General features: G+C 27.7%; 16 protein-coding genes. 13 read left to right on the top strand and 3 right to left on the bottom strand.

What is annotated here, in order from left to right; genetic code table 11:
• The first annotated feature begins 25 nt into the window (after positions 1-25).
• The 4 genes from J1C67_RS18200 to J1C67_RS18185 all read left to right on the top strand — a co-directional run bounded on the left by J1C67_RS18200 (position 26) and on the right by J1C67_RS18185 (position 2,209).
• Complete coding sequence (locus J1C67_RS18200) at positions 26-1,129, top strand: helix-turn-helix domain-containing protein (RefSeq protein ID WP_167865406.1); 1,104 nt, start codon at positions 26-28, stop codon at positions 1,127-1,129.
• Positions 1,130-1,235: 106 nt separating this feature from the next.
• Positions 1,236-1,451, top strand: coding sequence for a helix-turn-helix transcriptional regulator (locus J1C67_RS18195; protein WP_167865407.1), 216 nt, complete (start codon positions 1,236-1,238; stop codon positions 1,449-1,451).
• Position 1,452: 1 nt separating this feature from the next.
• Positions 1,453-1,884 carry a hypothetical protein gene (locus J1C67_RS18190; protein ID WP_167865408.1) on the top strand — a complete coding sequence of 144 codons (432 nt, stop codon included), beginning with the start codon at positions 1,453-1,455 and terminating at the stop codon, positions 1,882-1,884.
• Positions 1,885-1,906: 22 nt separating this feature from the next.
• Positions 1,907-2,209, top strand: a complete 303-nt coding sequence (locus J1C67_RS18185; RefSeq protein WP_167865409.1) for a hypothetical protein — start codon at positions 1,907-1,909, stop codon at positions 2,207-2,209.
• A 98-nt stretch (positions 2,210-2,307) separates the two neighbouring features.
• Here J1C67_RS18185 and J1C67_RS18180 read toward each other — a convergent pair whose 3' ends face one another.
• Genes J1C67_RS18180 through J1C67_RS18170 form a run of 3 tightly spaced genes read right to left on the bottom strand, consistent with a single transcriptional unit; the run spans position 2,308 to position 4,927 of the window.
• Entirely contained in the window at positions 2,308-3,099 is a 792-nt protein-coding gene (locus J1C67_RS18180) for an ABC transporter permease (RefSeq protein WP_167865410.1), read from the bottom strand.
• A 4-nt stretch (positions 3,100-3,103) separates the two neighbouring features.
• On the bottom strand, positions 3,104-3,922 hold the full coding sequence (locus tag J1C67_RS18175; protein ID WP_167865411.1) for an ABC transporter permease: 819 nt from the start codon (positions 3,920-3,922) through the stop codon (positions 3,104-3,106).
• A 3-nt stretch (positions 3,923-3,925) separates the two neighbouring features.
• On the bottom strand, positions 3,926-4,927 hold the full coding sequence (locus J1C67_RS18170) for an ABC transporter ATP-binding protein (RefSeq protein WP_167865412.1): 1,002 nt from the start codon (positions 4,925-4,927) through the stop codon (positions 3,926-3,928).
• A gap of 230 nt (positions 4,928-5,157) precedes the next feature.
• Here J1C67_RS18170 and J1C67_RS18165 point away from each other — a divergent pair, with 230 nt between their 5' ends.
• From J1C67_RS18165 to J1C67_RS18125, 9 genes are all read left to right on the top strand, one after another.
• Entirely contained in the window at positions 5,158-8,475 is a 3,318-nt protein-coding gene (locus tag J1C67_RS18165) for a collagenase (RefSeq protein ID WP_167865413.1), read from the top strand.
• Between the two features lie 97 nt (positions 8,476-8,572).
• A complete protein-coding gene (corA, locus tag J1C67_RS18160; RefSeq protein WP_167865414.1) occupies positions 8,573-9,526 on the top strand; it encodes a magnesium/cobalt transporter CorA in 954 nt (317 codons plus the stop codon).
• 259 nt (positions 9,527-9,785) lie between these two features.
• Entirely contained in the window at positions 9,786-10,739 is a 954-nt protein-coding gene (locus J1C67_RS18155) for an ABC transporter permease (protein WP_167865415.1), read from the top strand.
• A gap of 91 nt (positions 10,740-10,830) precedes the next feature.
• Complete coding sequence (locus J1C67_RS18150; protein WP_207253609.1) at positions 10,831-11,742, top strand: iron chelate uptake ABC transporter family permease subunit; 912 nt, start codon at positions 10,831-10,833, stop codon at positions 11,740-11,742.
• 2 nt (positions 11,743-11,744) lie between these two features.
• Positions 11,745-12,500, top strand: a complete 756-nt coding sequence (locus tag J1C67_RS18145; protein ID WP_167865417.1) for an iron ABC transporter ATP-binding protein — start codon at positions 11,745-11,747, stop codon at positions 12,498-12,500.
• A gap of 72 nt (positions 12,501-12,572) precedes the next feature.
• Entirely contained in the window at positions 12,573-13,529 is a 957-nt protein-coding gene (locus tag J1C67_RS18140) for a siderophore ABC transporter substrate-binding protein (protein ID WP_167865418.1), read from the top strand.
• Between the two features lie 151 nt (positions 13,530-13,680).
• Entirely contained in the window at positions 13,681-14,772 is a 1,092-nt protein-coding gene (locus tag J1C67_RS18135; protein WP_167865419.1) for a ribose-phosphate pyrophosphokinase, read from the top strand.
• A gap of 249 nt (positions 14,773-15,021) precedes the next feature.
• The gene (locus tag J1C67_RS18130; protein WP_167865420.1) at positions 15,022-16,776 is read left to right on the top strand and encodes a flavocytochrome c; all 1,755 of its coding nucleotides are present in this window, start codon (positions 15,022-15,024) and stop codon (positions 16,774-16,776) included.
• Between the two features lie 192 nt (positions 16,777-16,968).
• Positions 16,969-19,281, top strand: a complete 2,313-nt coding sequence (locus J1C67_RS18125) for a M4 family metallopeptidase (protein ID WP_167865421.1) — start codon at positions 16,969-16,971, stop codon at positions 19,279-19,281.
• Positions 19,282-19,369: the final 88 nt, after the last annotated feature.

The raw sequence follows: 19,369 nt of genomic DNA, 5'->3' as shown, positions 1-19,369 counted from the left end.
TAAAAACAATTATGGAGTGATTGAGTTGGAAAAATTGCAAGTAGGGAAAGTTATATATAGTTTAAGAAAAGAAAAAGGTGTCACACAAGGAGAATTGGCAGAGTTTATAGGAATTTCTGCAGCTGCTGTTTCAAAGTGGGAAGGTGGAAGTTCATATCCAGATATAACTTTATTAACAATAATAGCTACATTTTTTAATGTAACTATTGATAGATTGCTAAATTTTAAAATTGAATTGTCAGATGAAGAAGTTATGAAAATTTATAGTGAGTGTGAAGCTGTTTTTAGTAGTAAAGATAATTTGGAAATAGCTATTGAAACAAGCAAAAATAAGTTATTTAAACATCCAAATAACTATCTTTTAAAACTTAGAATAGGCTTCTTATTTTTTGCATATTCATGGAAAGCTGATGATGAGGAAAAGGATAAGGAGATGAGTCGGTATGCTATTAAACTTCTAGAAGATGTGTCTGTAAATTGTAATAAGAGTGAATTAGTAGAGGCAGCATTGTTTCAGTTAGGTGGTATTTATGCAGAACTCAAGGAATATGACAAGGCTATAGAGGCTTTGAATAAAATTCATAAAAATCAATGTGATCCAAATGATATACTTTCAACTATATACTTACATCAAGGAAATTATAAGGAAGCAAGAGAACTGATGCAAGGTAAATTATATAAGTGTATTCATGAGATATCCATGGTTTGCATGGGATTAGCTGCGTCTTATAAAAAACATGAGAAAGATTATAATATGGCAGAAAAATATCATAATTTAGCTTTGAACATTAAAAAAACAATATCAAAAGGTGAGGATGGAAGTTTAATATTAATGTCAGAATATCTTACATTAATAGAAATGTATATTAGGAAAAATAAAAGTGATAAAGCGATAGAAAACTTGAGATTAATGGTAAATGACATTAGCCGAAATGATATTAATGATCTTAGGGAAAATATTAATAATATTTGGTGCTTTGACAAATTAATAATTGGAGAAAAGACATTAACATTAAACTTATATGAAAATATTTTCAAAATATTCGAAAATCCAATCTATGATGTGATAAGAGAAAATAAGGAGTTTATTAGTATATTAAATGAGTTGAAAAATTTGGGAAATTGTTAATAATGTATATTATTGACATAAATATTTTTATAGGTTAATATAATATGAAGCAAGCTTCATGTGAAGGTAACTTCATATATATATTAATATGAATGGAGGAATTCTATTGAAAAATAGAGTCAAAGAGTTACGTACAGATTTAAAGATGACTCAAGAACAATTATCTGATTTAGTTTCTGTTTCCTCTAGAACAATAATATCACTGGAGAAAGGTCAGTATAATCCATCAATTTTATTGGCTTATAAAATAGCATGTGTTTTTAACACAACAATAGAAGAATTATATTGCCTTGAAGAAAATTTAAGGGCGGGGAATGAATAATATGATAAAAGATATAAAAATTTATAATAAAAAGAAGTTTTGGAGTGGTGTTTTATCTCTTAGTTTAGTTCTTATGAGTATAGTGATTTTATTTTTAAAACCAAAAAGCTTTGATTTAAAAGGATTTTTTATAACGCTATTTCTCCTTTTAATCGGGATAAGTGACATTTCTAGAAGCATTAACCTTAAAGATACAAAAAAAGATATACAAGAAGATGATGAAAGAAAGTATTTAATAGAACTAAAATCCTCTTCAGCAGCATTTACAATTAGCCAGTATTTATTATGTATTCTTTTTTTTATAGGTTGTTTTAGTTGGTATATAACCAAAATAGAGGCTGTATTATATGTAATTATTCCAATTGGGTGTATGACGGGGATTAATGTTATTATAGTTAGTATTACATATTTCTATCAACAAAAAAGAAATTAGTAATTAAGAAAGGATGAATAATATGGATTGGTATTGTGCAGTTTGGAATAGTGATAAAGTTAGTAATGAAATGGGAGCACAATTTTTATATGAAAAGATATGTGAAGGGGAGTCGCCTCTAGTAGAAGATATAGATAGAATTGATGAGTTTTATGATGAGCTAATATTAAAAAATCAAAAGATTAATGCAAGTAAAGGTAAAGGTTTTGTAGTAATAGGATGCGATTCAGATAATGCAGAATTTTTTTATGAGCTAGTTCAAGTATTAGCAAAAAAGCATGGATTATCATTTTATGAACCGCAAAATATGACTTATGTATTTTAAAATTAAAGATATGAGTAGGGTATCTATTAGTGATGGTAAAATCATTAATAGATACCCTTTATTAATATCTAAATATAGAATTGCTGAGGAAATAGCAATTAACTACCAGTACTTTCATATTTACTAATACCTATAACCCATATTCTATAAGCGATTATAAAAGATACTATTGCAATAATACAAGTTAACAATATTCCTTTTATAAAGCCTTCTCTTCCTAAGAAATATGCTGCAGGATAATATCCTGTGAATGCAAATGGAATTAAAAAGGTTATTATAAATCTTATAGCAGTAGGATATATAGTAATAGGATATTTAACAAAACTACTTAATTGATAAGCCATAAACATATAGCTTTGTGCAAACTTAACCCAAAAAGCTAAGGATGTAACTGCAAGCTTTATAGCTGTATATATTAGTGTTGCAAATAAAATTACAATTATTAGTATAAGTAATTTACTTATAGTTACTTCAATTCCAAGTTTAATCCAAGATACGATAAGAAGGGTAGTGCCTATAATTATTTCACCAAAGCCATCTGGCTGAAATCTTTCTGAAATAACTTGAAACAATGGATTAAGAGGCCTAACTAAATATTTATCAAATTCCCCTTGAACTATGGTTTTCCAACTAAATATCCACAAATAGTCTGTAAAAACATGGTCTATTCCTCTAGGAATTTGTGCAAATCCATATATAAATAATATTTCGTAGAAACTCCATCCTTGAAGACTTGGAATAGAATTAAATATTAATTGAATAAAAATTACCCCAACAAATTGTACTAACACAAAACCTACTAATCCTAAAATAAAATCTGCTCTATATTCAATTAAGGTTTTAATATATTGTTGTAGAAATTTTAAATATAATTTCATATATCTCTTCATATATTTAACCTCCTAAAATGGTTAAAGTTTTAATTAACTTTTTCCACATAATTTTTGCTATTGTCATCAATATTACTATCCATATAACTTGAATTAGTAGTGCCTTTAATATTTCAGTATTATTTAATTTTCCAAGGTATATCATAGTAGGGGTGTAAACCATAGAGCTAAAAGGTAAAAATTTAAATATAGGTTGTGCCCATACTGGGAAAAAAGCAATTGGTATCATAATTCCAGATAAAAGTTGAACTATAGCTTGTGTTATTTGAGTTAAACCCCACATATTAGTTATTTTAAAAGATAATAATCCGAAAATATAACTAAAATAAAAATTAAGAAGTATTCCAAGCGTTATACTAAATAAATATAATAAAATATTTGCTATATCTACATACCCAAAAAAATTATAAAACATGGTTGTTGTAACTGCGAATGTACCTATAAATATAAAGATAAAATAGTAAAATACAGTTCCTAGGCTTTGGAAAAACATTCTTTTTTCATAGCTAATTGGTCTAATTAAATTAATCGCAATAGAACCATCCTTAACTTCTCTTGCAATATCATAAGAAATATCAACAGCTATTATTAAGCTTGTCAAAAAGGAAATAAATACATATATTATCATTTCATTAAAGCTAAAACCATGTATAGAAGCACCTTCAGTGCTGCCATATATTGCTTTCCATAAATAATAGGTTACTGCAAGCATTAGTGATTCACCAAATATAAATATAAGTACATTTGCTTTATAAGATATAAGTCTTTGGAATGTATTAGTGGCAAATGGTAAATAGGGTTTTAAATTTTTTAAGCATTTCATAACCTACACCCCTCTTCGGTACATCTTTTTAATAATATCCTCAATGCTTGTATCCTTAATTGAAAAATCTAAAACAGTAAATTGTTTCATAACCTTGGACATAATTTCAGCTACCGTTGTTTTATTTTTATTAAAGGTTATCATAAACTTATTTTCAATGACTTCTATCTTAAATTCATCATCATGTAGTTCAATTTCATTAGTAAGATTTAAATCCTCTAATTTTATATCTTCTTTAAACTGAATTTCTATAGTTGTTAAATAGCCATAAAGAGTTTTTATATCATTAATTTTACCGTCATAAATTTTCTGTCCATTGTCAATAATAATAATTCTGCTACATAACTCCTCTATATCAATTAAATCGTGAGTTGTTAATATAATTGTTGTATTAAACTCATCATTAATAAGTTTAATAGCTTTTCTAACCTTTTCTTTTACTACAACATCAAGCCCTATGGTTGGTTCATCAAGATATAAAATTTTTGGATTATGGATTAATGCAGCTGCTAAATCAGCTCTCATTCTTTGTCCTAAAGATAATGTTCTAACTGGGCTTAAGTAAAAAGGTTGTAAGTCTAAAACCTCATTTAGGAAAGCCATTCTTTTTTCAAAATCATCATCACTCACATTGTAAATATCCTTAAGTAATGTAAATGTCTCTGAAATAGGTAGATCCCACCATAACTGAGTCTTTTGACCAAAGACTACACCTATATTTTTAGCATTATCTTCCCTTTTTTCATAAGGAATAAGACCATTAACGGAAACGGTTCCAGAACTGGGAGTAAGAATACCAGTCATCATTTTTATTGTTGTAGATTTACCAGCTCCATTAGCACCGATATATCCAACTATTTCTCCTTTTTTAATTTCAAAACTTATATTGTCCACAGCAACTTTACTAGTATATTCATTAGAAAAAAAGGATTTAATAGCTCCTTTAAATCCAGGGAATTTTTTGTTTGTTTTAAATTCCTTAGTTAAATTTTCAACCTTAATCATAAATCCACCCCTTTTATAGTTAAATATAAAATATTCACTTTAAATTATAACCTTAATTGATAAAATTTTCAAATGAATATATATAGATCGAAGTGAAAGTGTTAACTTTAATCAAAAAGTTAATACAACTATATTTTTATCAAATATTGTTTACAAAATTCGCGAATAGATGTAAAATAATAGATGATATTGAATAATTATATAAAAATATTAACATTTAGGAGGAAAAAATGAATAAAAGAATAAGGGGAGTAGCAAGCTTTTTAGCTGTTACAATAATTAGTACTACTTTATCTACTCAAAGGGTGTTTGCTTTAGACAAAAATGTGGAAGCTCAACAAAGTAATAGCTCTTATGAACAACAAGATAAACAAATTGGGGGACAAGTTAAGGAAAATATAGAAGAGGTAAAACATGCAAATAGTGAAGCTGAGGTTAGAAGTGTAAAGCCTAAGATACCAGATGATATAAATGTAATAGTTGCTAATGAAAAGTCAAATGAAGAATATTCTATGAAGGATTTAAACGCTTTATCGTATGAAGAATTAGTTGGAAAAATTTCTGTTATTCCTTGGAATAATATAACTGATTTATTTGAGTACAATGAAGATGCTGTAGAATTTTATAGTGATACAAATCGTATGGAATATTTATTAAATGATTTAAGTAGAAGAGGGAAAGAGTTTACCCCAGAGGATGACTTAGGGATACCTACTTTAATAGAAGTTATAAGAGCTGGATACTATTTAGCATATTATAATAATGGAATACCAGAGCTAAAAAGTAAAGAAGGCCATAAAAAATGTATTCCGGCTATATTAGCAATTCAAAGTAATCCGAATTTTAAGTTTGGTACAGACGCACAGGATAATATTCTAAGTACATTAGGAGTATTAATAAATAATACAACATCAAATGCAGATATTGTTAATAATTTTGTGCCAATTTTAAACCAATATAAAGAAAATTTTGATGAATTTATAAAAGATCCACTTAAAGGAAAAGCTATATATAATATAATTACAGGGGTACAATATAGCATAACTGTATATGGGTATGAAAATAGTAATGACTATAGTAAATCTTCTTGGACAGGAAAAATAGATGGCTTTATAGATTTTATATCTTATTTAGCTTTGAAAGGGGAGTTAACAGAAGATAATGCCTGGCTAATAAATAATGGATTGTATTCTATAGCTAAACTTAGTCCAGTTCATAGTAACCCAAAGGAAGGCTTAAGCGTTTTAACTAGGTGTATGGAAATATACCCTTATTTAAGTGAACAATATCTTCAAGTTGTATCTTCAATAGCAGATAATTATAATTCTACTGATGATACCGGAAAAGAAATTGATTATGATAAAGTAAAAGCTGAAGCAAGAGAAAAATATTTATCTAAAACTTATAAGTTTGATGATGGACAAGTAGTAATAAAGGCTGGAGATAAAGTTACTGAAGAAAAAATAAATAGTGTATATTGGGCATCTAAAGAGGTTCAAGCACAATTTTTTAGAGTTTTAGGTACGGATAAAGCTTTAGAGAATGGAAATAAAGATGATGTATTAACTATAGTAATATATAATAGCCCTAAAGAGTACAAGCTTAATAGATTAATAAATGGTTTAGATGTTGAAAATGGTGGTATGTATATAGAAGGAGATGGAACATTTTATACTTATGAAAGGACTTCTGATGAGAGCATATATACTTTAGAAGAGTTATTTAGACATGAATTTACTCATTATCTACAAGGTAGATATTTAGTTCCTGGTATGTGGGGTTCAGGTGGGATTTATGAAGGAAATAGACTTACTTGGCTTGAAGAAGGTGGTGCAGAGCTTTTTGCTGGAGCTACTAGAACCGAAAATATAATGCCTAGAAAGTCAGTAGTAAGTAATATAGTTCGTACAGAAAAATCAGATAGATATACTGTAGATAAGACAATGCATTCAAAATATGGAAGCTTTGATTTTTATCATTATAGTTTTGCATTACAAAGCTATATGTATAATAAAGATTTAGGAAAACTAAATGCTATTTTTGAAGCTGTTAAGTCTAATGATATAGCTAAATATGATGAATTAATAAAAAATTATAGTAGTAACTCTAATTTAGAAGAATCTTATCAAAACTATATGGATAGTCTAATTAAAGACTATGATAAGCTAACTACACCTTTAGTAGCAGCTGATTATGCTATTAAGCATAAAACTAAAGATTCTAAAGAAATTTATGATGATATAACTAATGCTGCAAGAGTTACAAATGTTAAAACAGAAAATAAGAAATCACAATTTTTTGATAGCTTTGTTTTAAGAGGTACTTATGATGCAGGAAAATCAGAAGGCAAAGAAAATGATTATAATAAAATGAATAATAATCTTAATGAAATATTAAATACACTAGATGGATATTCATGGTCAGGATATAAGACTGTTACAGCTTATATGGTTAATTATAATGTTGATAGAAATAGTAATGTTACTTGGGAGTTAGTGTTCAATGGAATATTAAAAGAGGGAATAACAGAAGAACCATCTGAAAAACCTGTGGTAAATATAAATGTACCAGATAAGGTATATAAGAATAAAGAAATTAAATTTACTAGTAATGTAACTATGGATAATAATAATAAGATTATTGAGTATTTATGGGATTTTGGTGATGGGAATACTAGTAGTGAAGCTAATCCAAGTCATAAATATGAAAAAATAGGTGATTATACAGTAACTTTAAAGGTTAAAGATAGTGAAGGTCTTTCAGATAATAAATCAATTAAAATAAAAGTTGAGAATATGTCAGTAATAAAACCTAAAACTTTAAATGAATTTGAAGTTAATGATTCTATTGAAAAGGCTAATGGACCTATATTAAATGATACTTTAGTTAAAGGTAATATGGAAAATGGAGATAGCGATACTTTCTATTTTGATGTATTATCAGATTCAGAGTTAGATATAAATGTGCAAAAATCAGGAGAGGCTAATATTACTTGGGTATTATACGATAGTTCTGATGCAGAGAACTATATAGCATATGCAAATGAAAGGGAAGAAAATAATTATAAGGGTACTTATAAAGCTACTAAGGGCAGATATTATATAGTTGTTTATGGATTTTCACAAGTTAAAGAAGAATATACATTAAGTATTGATGGTAATATAGGTGGAGGAAAAATTGAAGAAATTGATAATAATGTTATAATGGAAAAGGAAAATAATAATGATTTCGATACTGCAACTACTATTCATATTAATGATAGTGTAGTTAAGGGCGGCTTTTCTCAAGAGGATAACCTAGATATGTATAGTTTTGAAGTTTCAGAAGAAGGAACTGTAGATATATCGTTAACACCGGATAGTGAAGGTTTGGGTGTGGCTTGGACTTTGCATTCTGAAAAGGACTTTAATAAATATATAGCATATCCTCATAGAGAAGGAAAAAAAGTGTGTAATAAAATGAATTTAAAGCCAGGTAAATACTATTTAAATGTATATAGGTATGAAGGCCAAGGCTATTATACAATAGAAAATCATTTTAGTAATTAATATTAAGACTGTTCATAATAATTATGAATGAACATCCTTGAATATATATAAGGTGGTTATATTAGAAATAGACTGTGAGAAGAAAGGGTGAATTTATTTGATTCGTATTATAGCTATTACAAAAGATTTAAAACCAATTTATGATTTGCCTTTAGAGGATTTAGCAAAGGAAAATATTTTGTGGTATTGGATGGATTTTAATGCGCCTAGCCAAGAAGAAAAATCTTTGCTAGACAATTATTTTCATTTTCATCATTTAGCTATAGAGGATTGTATTAACTCATTAAATACACCTAAGTTAGATTATTATGATAATTATAACTTTTTTATACTTAATGCTTTAACTGGAGATAATTTAGAACCAACAGAAGTTTCTCTTTTTGTAGCAAATAATTATATAGTGTCATATCATGATACTCAATTAAATGAACTAGATGAAGCTTGGGAACTAGCAAAGACAAGTGAAAGAAGTTGGGAAAAAGGTCCTTCTTATATTGTGCATCAAATATTAGATAATATAGTTGATTACTTTTTTCCTGCTATTTATAAACTTGAAGAAAAATTAAATGAAATTGAAAGTAATGTTAAAAGAAAGCCAATTCATGATTTGATGGATGAAATTTTTAGTATAAGAAGTGATTTGTTAAAGTTAAGAAGAACAGTAAATTCTATGCGTGATCTATTGTATAGAATATTAAACTCTACTAGACTTGAAGGCTTTCATGATCATAAATTATATTTTTCTGATATTTATTATCACTTAGTTAAACTTTCGGACATGGTAGATTCTAATAGGGAAATAACATCTGATATGCGGGATAATTATTTATCTATAAATTCAATTCGTATGAATAAACATACAATGGTTCTAACTGTTATAACAACTATATTTATACCGTTAACATTTATAGTAGGGGTTTATGGTATGAATTTTCAAAACATGCCTGAACTTAGCTCAAAATATGGTTATTTTATAGTTTTATTAATTATGGCTATTATTGCAATAACGATGTTTTCATGGTTTAAACGTAAAGGGTGGTTTGATGTATAAGTTAGCTTGAAAAAATAGTAAGTATGCAAGTCTACTCTGAGTCAGCCCTTGCATAATAAAACCAGCAAAAAGCACCATAAAATTAAATTTTATGGTGCTTTTTTTTACGCTTTTTAAAAAAAGACATAAAGAATATTTTTTAAATAACTAAATACAAGGAGGTATAATAAATAAAAGCTTGACAAAGAGAATGATTATCAGTAGAATGATAAATGAAATTGATTATCAATTAACAATAGTTTCGAAAGTTGGATAAAAGATGAAAAAGCGATATTTATCAATAATATTAATATTACTGTCGTTAATATCTTTATTTGTAGGAGTTAAGGATATAGGAATAGTAGACATACTTAGTTTAAATCAAGAAAAAATTGATATATTATTCATAAGTAGATTACCAAGATTAATAAGTATATTAGTTGCAGGAATAGGAATGAGTATATGTGGACTTATAATGCAACAAATAAGTATGAATAAATTTGTATCACCAACAACAGGAGGTACAATAGATTCTGCACAACTTGGACTGGTTTTTGCAATGCTAATTATGCCCAGTGTGGGCATGGTAGGGAAAATGGTAACTTCTTTTATATTTGCATTAGTTGGAACATTTATATTTATGAAAGTGTTAAAAAAATTAAAATTTAAAAATGTAGTGTTTGTTCCATTGGTAGGTATAATGTTTGGAAATATTATAGGGTCTGTTACAACGTTCATAGGGTATAAATATAATCTTATGCAAGATCTTACAGCTTGGATGCAAGGTAATTTCTCTATGATACTTAAAGGAAATTATGAAATGCTATATATAACAATTCCGCTTATTATACTTGCTTATATGTATGCAAGCAAATTTACTATTGCGGGAATGGGAGAAGATTTTGCCACAAATTTAGGTCTAGATTATAATAAAACAATTAATTTAGGATTAATTATTATATCGATAGTAACAGTTAGTATTGTTATAACTGTTGGAAACATACCTTTCATAGGACTTATAGTTCCTAATATAGTTGCGATTTATAAGGGCGACAATTTAAAGGATACTATATGGCACACAGGATTATTTGGAGGGATATTTGTACTAGTATGCGATATATTCTCAAGAATTATAATATATCCTTATGAAATTCCAATAGGTCTAACAGTTGGGGTTATAGGAAGTATAATTTTCCTTTATATGATATTAAGGAGGAATCGATATGAAAGCTAGTGCAAATATAAAAAGAATTTCTGAAAGAAAAAGCAATTATAATTTAAAAAAAGAAAGTAAATTAAAAAAGAATATTTGCATAATAGCTTTGATGATAATTGTATTCTCATTCCTGTTTTTAACAGTAGGAATAAATTTCAAACATTTAGACTATGCCATGAGTCAAAGAATACCAAAGTTAATAGCAATAATTATTACTGGTGGATGTATAGCTTTTTCATCTATTATATTCCAAACTATAACAAATAATAATATATTAACACCTAGTATACTAGGGCTAGATTCATTATATATATTAGTTCAAACTATGATAGTATTCTTTGCTTCTGTTGATAGCAAATTTATTGTAAGTAAAAGTAATAATTTTTTATTAGCGGTAATTATAATGATTATTGCATCAGTATTACTTTATAAAATATTATTTGAAAAAAGTAATAATAACATATTCTTTTTACTACTTGTAGGTGTTATTTCAGGAACTCTTTTTAAAAGCATATCAACTTTTATGCAAGTAGTAATAGACCCAAATGAGTATGCCGCACTTCAAAATAGTTTGTATGCAAGTTTCGCAAGTGTAAATACAGAAATTTTATTAATTTCTAGTGTAATAATAATAGGAATTATACCTTTTATATATGATGATATAAAAACTTTAGATGTAATAGGGCTTGGAAAAGACCAGGCAATTAATTTAGGTGTAGATTATGATAAAGTTGTTAAAAAAATGATAGTTATAGTAGCTATATTAGTATCAATATCAACTGCTTTAGTTGGTCCTATAACATTTTTAGGCCTTTTAGTAACTAATGTAACTAAACAATTATTTAAAACTTATAAACATAGCTATTTAATAATAGCATCCATATTAATAAGTATAGTAACTTTAGTGGGCGGACAGTTATTAGTTGAAAGAGTGTTTAGCTTTAATACAACTTTAAGTGTAATTATAAACTTTATAGGTGGATTATACTTTATATATTTATTGTTAAAGGAGAGTAAATAGTTATGATAGAAGTGAAAAATATAATAAAAAAATATTCCAGTAAAACTGTTGTGGATAATGTATCTGTTAATATAGAAAAGGGTAAAATAACTTCTTTTATAGGGCCAAATGGAGCTGGAAAGAGTACAGTATTATCTATAATAACTAGACTTATAAAAAAAGATAATGGACAAGTTATTATAGAAGGGAAAAAATTAGAAGAATGGGATAAAAAAGAACTTTCTAAAAAAATAGCCATATTAAAACAATCTAATAACATAAATTTAAAGCTTACTATAAGAGAACTTGTTACTTTTGGAAGATTTCCACATAGTGAAGGAAGAATTACAAAGGAAGATAATAAATATATAGATAGAGCTATAGAATATATGAAACTTAAGGATATTGAAGATAAGTATATAGATGAATTAAGTGGGGGACAAAAACAGATGGCATATATAGCCATGGTTATAGCACAGAATACAGAGTATGTGTTTTTAGATGAACCACTTAATAATTTAGATATGAAACATTCTGTTGAAATGATGAAAATACTTAGAAATCTTTGTGATGAACTTGGGAAAACTGTGGTTTTAGTTATGCATGATATAAACTATACATCTTGTTACACAGATTATATAGCAGCACTAAAGGATGGCAAACTAGTTAAGTATGGAAAAACAGAAGATATAATAAAAAAAGAAATATTAGAAGAAATCTATGAAATTAAATTTGATGTTAGAGAAATAAATGGAGATAAGATATGTATTTATTTCTAAAAAAATTTTAAAAACTACTGATAATGAGAATCGATGAAATTAAAAATATTTATTAAAAAGGAGATTTATAATATGAATAAAAAAATAGCTTTAATAGTAGGGATAGTAATAGTAGGATTAATTGGAGGAACAGTATTTTTAAGTTCAAAAAAAAGTGATGCAAAACAAAGCACAGAAGAAATAATAAAAGTAGAACATTCTCTTGGAACAACAGAGGTAAAATCTAATCCTAAAAAAATAGTAGTATTTGATTATGCTGCATTAGATGCCATGGATGTATTAGAAGTTGAAGGTATTGTAGGGGTTCCTAAGGGCACATCAATACCTGATTATTTAAAAAAATATAATGGTGATGAATATGCAAGCATTGGAGCTCTTAAAGAGCCAGATTTAGAAAAGATAAATGAACTTAAACCAGACTTAATAATAATAAATGGAAGACAGCATAGTTTTTATGATAAGCTTAATGAAATAGCGCCGACTATATCTTTAAGTAAAGAAGATGGAAAATATATGGAGTCATTTGCCCACAACATGGAGGTTTTAGGTAAAATATTTAACAGAGATAAAGTAGTGGAAAAAGAATTAGCTAAAATAAATAAAAAGATAGAAGAGATAAATAAAGAGGTAACTAAAAATGCATATAAGGCAACAACATTAATGGTTAGCGATGGTAAGTTAAGTGTTTTTGGAGAAACATCAAGATTTGGGTTAATATATAATAATCTTGGATTTAAAAATACTGATGAGAATATAGAAGCTGCAAATCATGGACAAGATATATCTTTTGAATATGTTGCAAGCCAAAATCCAGATTATATGTTTGTAATTGATAAATCAGTTATAGCTAAAGAAGGAAATCAAAAACCAGCAAAAGAAATATTAAATAATGAATTGGTAAATAATACCAATGTAGCTAAAGAAGGGAAAATTATTTATTTAGATACTCACTCTTGGTATTTAAGTGATGGAGGATTTATATCTACAAATAAAATGTTAGATGAAATAATGGATGCTATAAAAAAATAATAATATTAATTTAAGGGATATTTAAAAAATAAATAGTAAGATGAAAAAAATATTGCTGAAATATATTTATAGATACATGATTTTGATATATACTGTTATATGTTAGGAATTTTATAAAAATAAATTCTTTAGCTAATAAGGAGTGTGGAAAATGAGTGAATTAAATCATGAACTTGGATTAATAGTATTAGAGAGTTGTGAAGAACTAGGTAATGCTGTAGACAAGTACATCCAAGATAAAAGAAATTGTACTGAATCATTCTTAATACCTATTGATGAAATAAGATTTTCAAATGGTGAAGGAAAGGTTAGAATTTCTGAGACTGTTAGAGGTAAAGATATTTATATTTTATGTGACGTTGGAAATTATAGTTGTAAATATAAAATGTTTGGATTTGAAAACCATAAAGGACCAGATGAACATTTCCAAGATATAAAGAGAACTGTTTCAGCTATAAAGGGTAAGGCTACAAGAATAACTGTAATTATGCCACTTTTGTATGAATCAAGACAACATAGACGTAAAGGAAGAGAATCTTTAGATTGTGCATTAGCACTTCAAGAGCTTGAGAGATTAGGCGTTGATGAAATTATTACTTTTGATGTTCATGACCCTAATGTTCAAAATTCTACTCCTTTATTATCATTTGAAAATATATATCCTACATATAACATAGTAAAATCACTTATATCTAATGAAGATACATTAGAGTTAAATATGGAAAAATTACTTGTAATTAGTCCTGATACTGGAGCTATGGATAGAGCAATTTATTACTCTAGTGTTTTAGGGGTAGATGTTGGTCTATTTTATAAAAGACGAGATCATTCATTAATAGTAAATGGTAAAAATCCTATAGTTGAACATCAATATATGGGTAAAGATGTAGCAGGCAAAGATGTTTTAATAGTTGATGACATGATAGCATCTGGAGAATCTGTTTTAGATATTGCATTAGAGCTAAAAGCAAGAAATGCTAGAAATGTATATGTTGCAGCAACATTTGCTTTCTTTACAGAGGGGCTACAAAAGTTCAATAAATTATATGAAGATGGAATAATAACTAAAGTTTACTCAACTAATTTAACTTATGTATCCGAAGAATTAAAGGATGCTAAATGGTTTAAGGCTGTTGATATGTCAGAGTTCTTAGGTAAAATCATAAATAGATTAAATTATGGAAAGTCTATTTCAAAATATATGGATGCAACACAAGTAATACGTAGTTTACTTGAAGAATAATAGATTTTATAAAAAGGAGCCTTTTGGGCTCCTTTTTTTGTGCAAACATAAAATAGTTTCTAAAAGTTAAAAAATACCATGATAAATTATTAATAAACAAATTATTTTGTTGATAATTTAGTAAGAAATGACTTATAAGAATTTGGCATTTATATAAAATTAATAAAATGAGTATAAAATTTTACAATGAAGGATATTAAATGTATTATTAAGTGAAATGATTTTTCAACAAATGAAGGAGGAAAAATAATGAAAAAGAAAAAAATACTAGGAGTAGCCTTAGCTTTGGTGATAACGTTATCGTCATTAGTGGGTTGTGGATCTAACGGAACTTTTACGGGACAAGCTGATGGAAAACATGGTGCCATAAAAGTAGAAGTTAAAATTAAAGATGAAAAAATTCAAGATATTAAGGTTATTGAAAGTAGTGAAAATGTAGTATTATCTGAACCTGTGTTCAATAAAATCAAAGATGTTATGGTTGAGAAGAATAATTCTAATGTAGATGCTATATCAGGATCTACTGAAACAAGTAAAGGATACATAGCGGCTGTTCAAAATGCTTTAGAAAAAGCAGGAATTAAGAGTGTTGGTGATAAAATAGTAGTAGAACATCTAAAAGAAGAAGAAACAACACAAGAATATGATGTTGTTGTTATAGGGTCTGGTGGAGCCGGATTTAGTGCAGCTTTAGAAGCGGAAAAGGCTGGGGCGAAGGTGGTTATATTAGAAAAGATGCCTTCAATAGGTGGAAATACATTAATATCAGGTGGAGAAATGAATGCGCCTGAAACTTGGGTTCAAAAAAATGTTGGCATAGAAAATGATAGTGCAGAAACATTTTATAATGACACATTAAAGGGCGGAGACAACAAAGGATTACCAGAAATGGTTAAAATATTAACTGATAATGCAAAGGATGCAGCAGAGTGGTTAAGAGATGAAGTTAATGTTAAATTCATTGACGATAAATTATTCCAATTTGGTGGACATTCAGTTAAAAGAGCACTTATTCCAGAAGGACATACTGGTGCTGAAATGATTAGTAAACTTAAAATAAAGGCAGACGAAAAAGAAATACCAGTAAAGACTGAAACTGAAGTTAAAGAGCTTATAGTTGAAAATGGAAAGGTAACTGGGGTGAAGGCTAAAAATTTAGCTGGACAAGACTTAACATTTAAGGCTACAAAAGGTGTTATTGTAGCAACAGGTGGTTTTGGATCAAATGTTGAAATGAGAAAAAAATATAATGCAGAGCTTGATGAAAAATATATGTCAACAGATACTCCAGGTACTACTGGAGATGGTATAGTTATGGCTGAAAAAGCTGGTGCGAACATAATGAATATGGAATATATTCAAACTTATCCTATCTGTAATCCAGAAACAGGGGTAATATCACTAGTAGCTGATTCAAGATTTGATGGTGGTATATTAGTAAATCAAGAAGGTAAGCGATTTGTAGAAGAACTTGAAAGACGAGATGTTATTTCTAAAGCAATATTGAATCAAACAGGTAAACATACTTATCTATTATGGAATGAAAAAATAGGTGAAATATCTAATACTATAGATGTTCATAAGTCTGAATATGAAATGTTAATAAAACAAGGATTATTATATAAGGCAGATACATTAGAAGATGCTGCTAAATTCTTTAATATACCAGTAGATGAATTAAAGAAAACAGCTGAAAGAGTAAATGGATTCGCTAAAAATGGAAAGGATGAAGACTTTAAGCACAGAGGTAAATTAGTATCTCTTGAAGAAGGACCATACTACATCCAAAAAGCAATTCCATCAGTTCATCATACAATGGGTGGATTAGTAATTGATACAGAAACAAGAGTTTTAGATAAAGATGGTAAAATAATACCAGGATTATATGCAGCTGGTGAAGTAACAGGAGTAGTTCACGGAACTAATAGACTGGGAGGAAATGCTATTACTGATATAACAGTATTTGGTAGAATTTCAGGAGTAAATGCTGCTCAAGGTAAATAGTAAACAAGGTTTATTTTAATATGAATTTTTAAAAAAATAAATTATAATATAATTAGTTTTGTAAAGAGTTGAACTTAGTAATATTCTAAGTTCAACTCTTTTTATTTTTTAAAAAACTATTGTAAATTTATAACATTAATTGTATAATTTACTAAAGATATCTTTTAAATAAATAAAAATGGAGGGGTAAAAATGAAAAAAATAGCACTTTTACTAGCGGTAATATTAACAACCGTAATATCACCTATTAGTGTACAAGCTGATGAAAATAAGGGTTATTTAAAAAGCCTTATAGAAAAAGAATCATATGTATCAGATAATAATATATCAGTACAATGGGATAATGATGAAAAAACTCCTAGGTTTATTGAAGGGAAATTAAGTTTACAACCAGTAAGTACAGAGAAAGAGGCGCTAAAATATTTAGAAGAAAATTTGGATGCTTTTAATTTAAACGTTGGATCATTTAAGTTATTAAAAGTGGAAAAAGATTCATTAGGATATACTCACTATAAATATCAGTATGAAATTGAGGGGATAAGAGTATATGGATCAGATATAATTTTGCATACAGATAAAAATAATTTTGTGTGTGATATTAATGGGCTTTTAGAATCAGACGTACCAAATGAAGAATATTCAAAAAAATTTAAACTTAATAACGATAATCTAACAAATGAAGCTTTAAATTTTATAAAAAAAGATAGGGATAGCTTAAAAGAAAACGATATAACTAAAGTGATTTATAATTATAAAGAAAAATGGCAGCCTTGTTATTTAGTTAATGTTGTTGGAGATGATTATAACTATAATATATTTATAGATAGTATTAATGGACAAGCTCTAGAGATGATTAATAACATGCATTCTGAAAATGTTAATGGTAGTGGTATGGGACAAGATGGCAAAGCTAGAGAATTGAATGTAAATAAGCAAGGAAATAAATATTACCTTGAAGATATTTCTACAACAGGAAGGATATCAACTTATGATGCTAACAATGCTAGTAATGTAAAATTAGCTAATACATTACCAGGAAAATTAATTGTATCAGATACACCAAATTTTAATGAGGAAAGACAAAAAGCTGCTATTGATGCTCATTATTATGTAGTAAAAACAAATGATTATTTTAAAAATAATTTTAATAGAAAAGGTTTTGATAACTTAGGAGGAACTTTAAAAGTATCAGTACATTATGGAAGCAATGAAGTTAATGCTTATTTTAATGGAAGAGATACCTTGTTTTTTGGTGATGGGGATAATGTAATGGCTACTAATTTTGCTAAAGCATATGATGTAGTAGCACATGAATTTACTCATGGAGTAACTAAAAATTCTGCTGATTTAGAATATAGAGGAGAAAGTGGAGCTTTAAATGAATCATTTTCAGATGTATTTGGTTGTATTATAGAAGAAAAAAATGATTGGATTATTGGAGAGGATGTAGCGCTGCCAAACAATAAGGTTGATTTAAGAAGAAGTTTAAAGGATCCAACTCTTTATAAACAACCAGCTAATATGAAAGATTATTATCAAACATCACGAGATAATGGCGGTGTTCATACAAATTCAGGAATACCAAATAAAGCTTTTTATAATATTATGACATCTGTGGGCGTAGAAAAAGCTTCAGCTATATATTATAGAGCATTAACAACCTATATGAATAGAAAGTCTGTATTTATAGATGCTAGAATGGCTTTAGAGAAATCAGCTAGTCAATTATATGGTGCAGAAGAAAAGTGGGCTGTGGGAAAAGGATTTTACGATGTTGGTATAGGAAATAATCCAGGAGAAAATCCTGGCAAAAATCCAGCTGATAACTTAAAATTAAAGGAAGCTACATTAACTATAGACAATCAAGTTAATGATGGGAACTTCAATCTAAGTATATTAGTACCAGGAAAAACATCAGCTAAAACAGTAAGACTTATAGAGAATGATAAAGTTATATTAGATCAAAAAATAGATAGTTCAAATAGTGATGTTAAAATAAATAAAGAAATAAAGGGTAAGACACCGGGAGAATATATATATTTAGTAGAGGTTAGTGATGGGAATCAGACATTGGCTTCAAAATTAAAAGTAGTTGTTGAAAAGAATACACCACCAACTCCAAACCCTGGGAATGAAATAAATACAAACTTTGATATTATTTCTGATTGGGGGACTGGTGCTAACTTTAATTTGACTATAACTAATAATAGTAATAAGGCTTTAAAGGAATGGAATATAGAATTTTCCTTTGATAAAAAAATAAATTCTATTTGGGATGGAAAGCTAACTTCTTTAGGAAATAATAGATATAGAATAGAGGGTTCTCAATGGAATAATATTATAGATGCTAAAAAATCAGTAGTAATAGGAGGTAGTCTAGAAGGGAATTCTAAAGGGCAAAACATTTATAATATATCTGTAAATGGAGTTTCTATAGATAGTACAAAAATAGCTCCAGTAGGGCTAAACAAACTTAAACCATTAAATTCCAATATAGTTGAATGAAAAAAGTTAGAAAACTATAAGGTTGGAGATCCGGTTATGTATAATAGTAAAAAATATGTATAAACTAAACAGCTACATAGAATTCTAT

The organism is Clostridium gasigenes, from assembly GCF_017348895.1.
GTDB classification, from domain to species: Bacteria; Bacillota; Clostridia; order Clostridiales; family Clostridiaceae; genus Clostridium; species Clostridium gasigenes.
The sequence above is the reverse complement of the archived record's forward strand: the minus strand, read 5'-3'. Positions and strand labels throughout refer to the sequence as shown.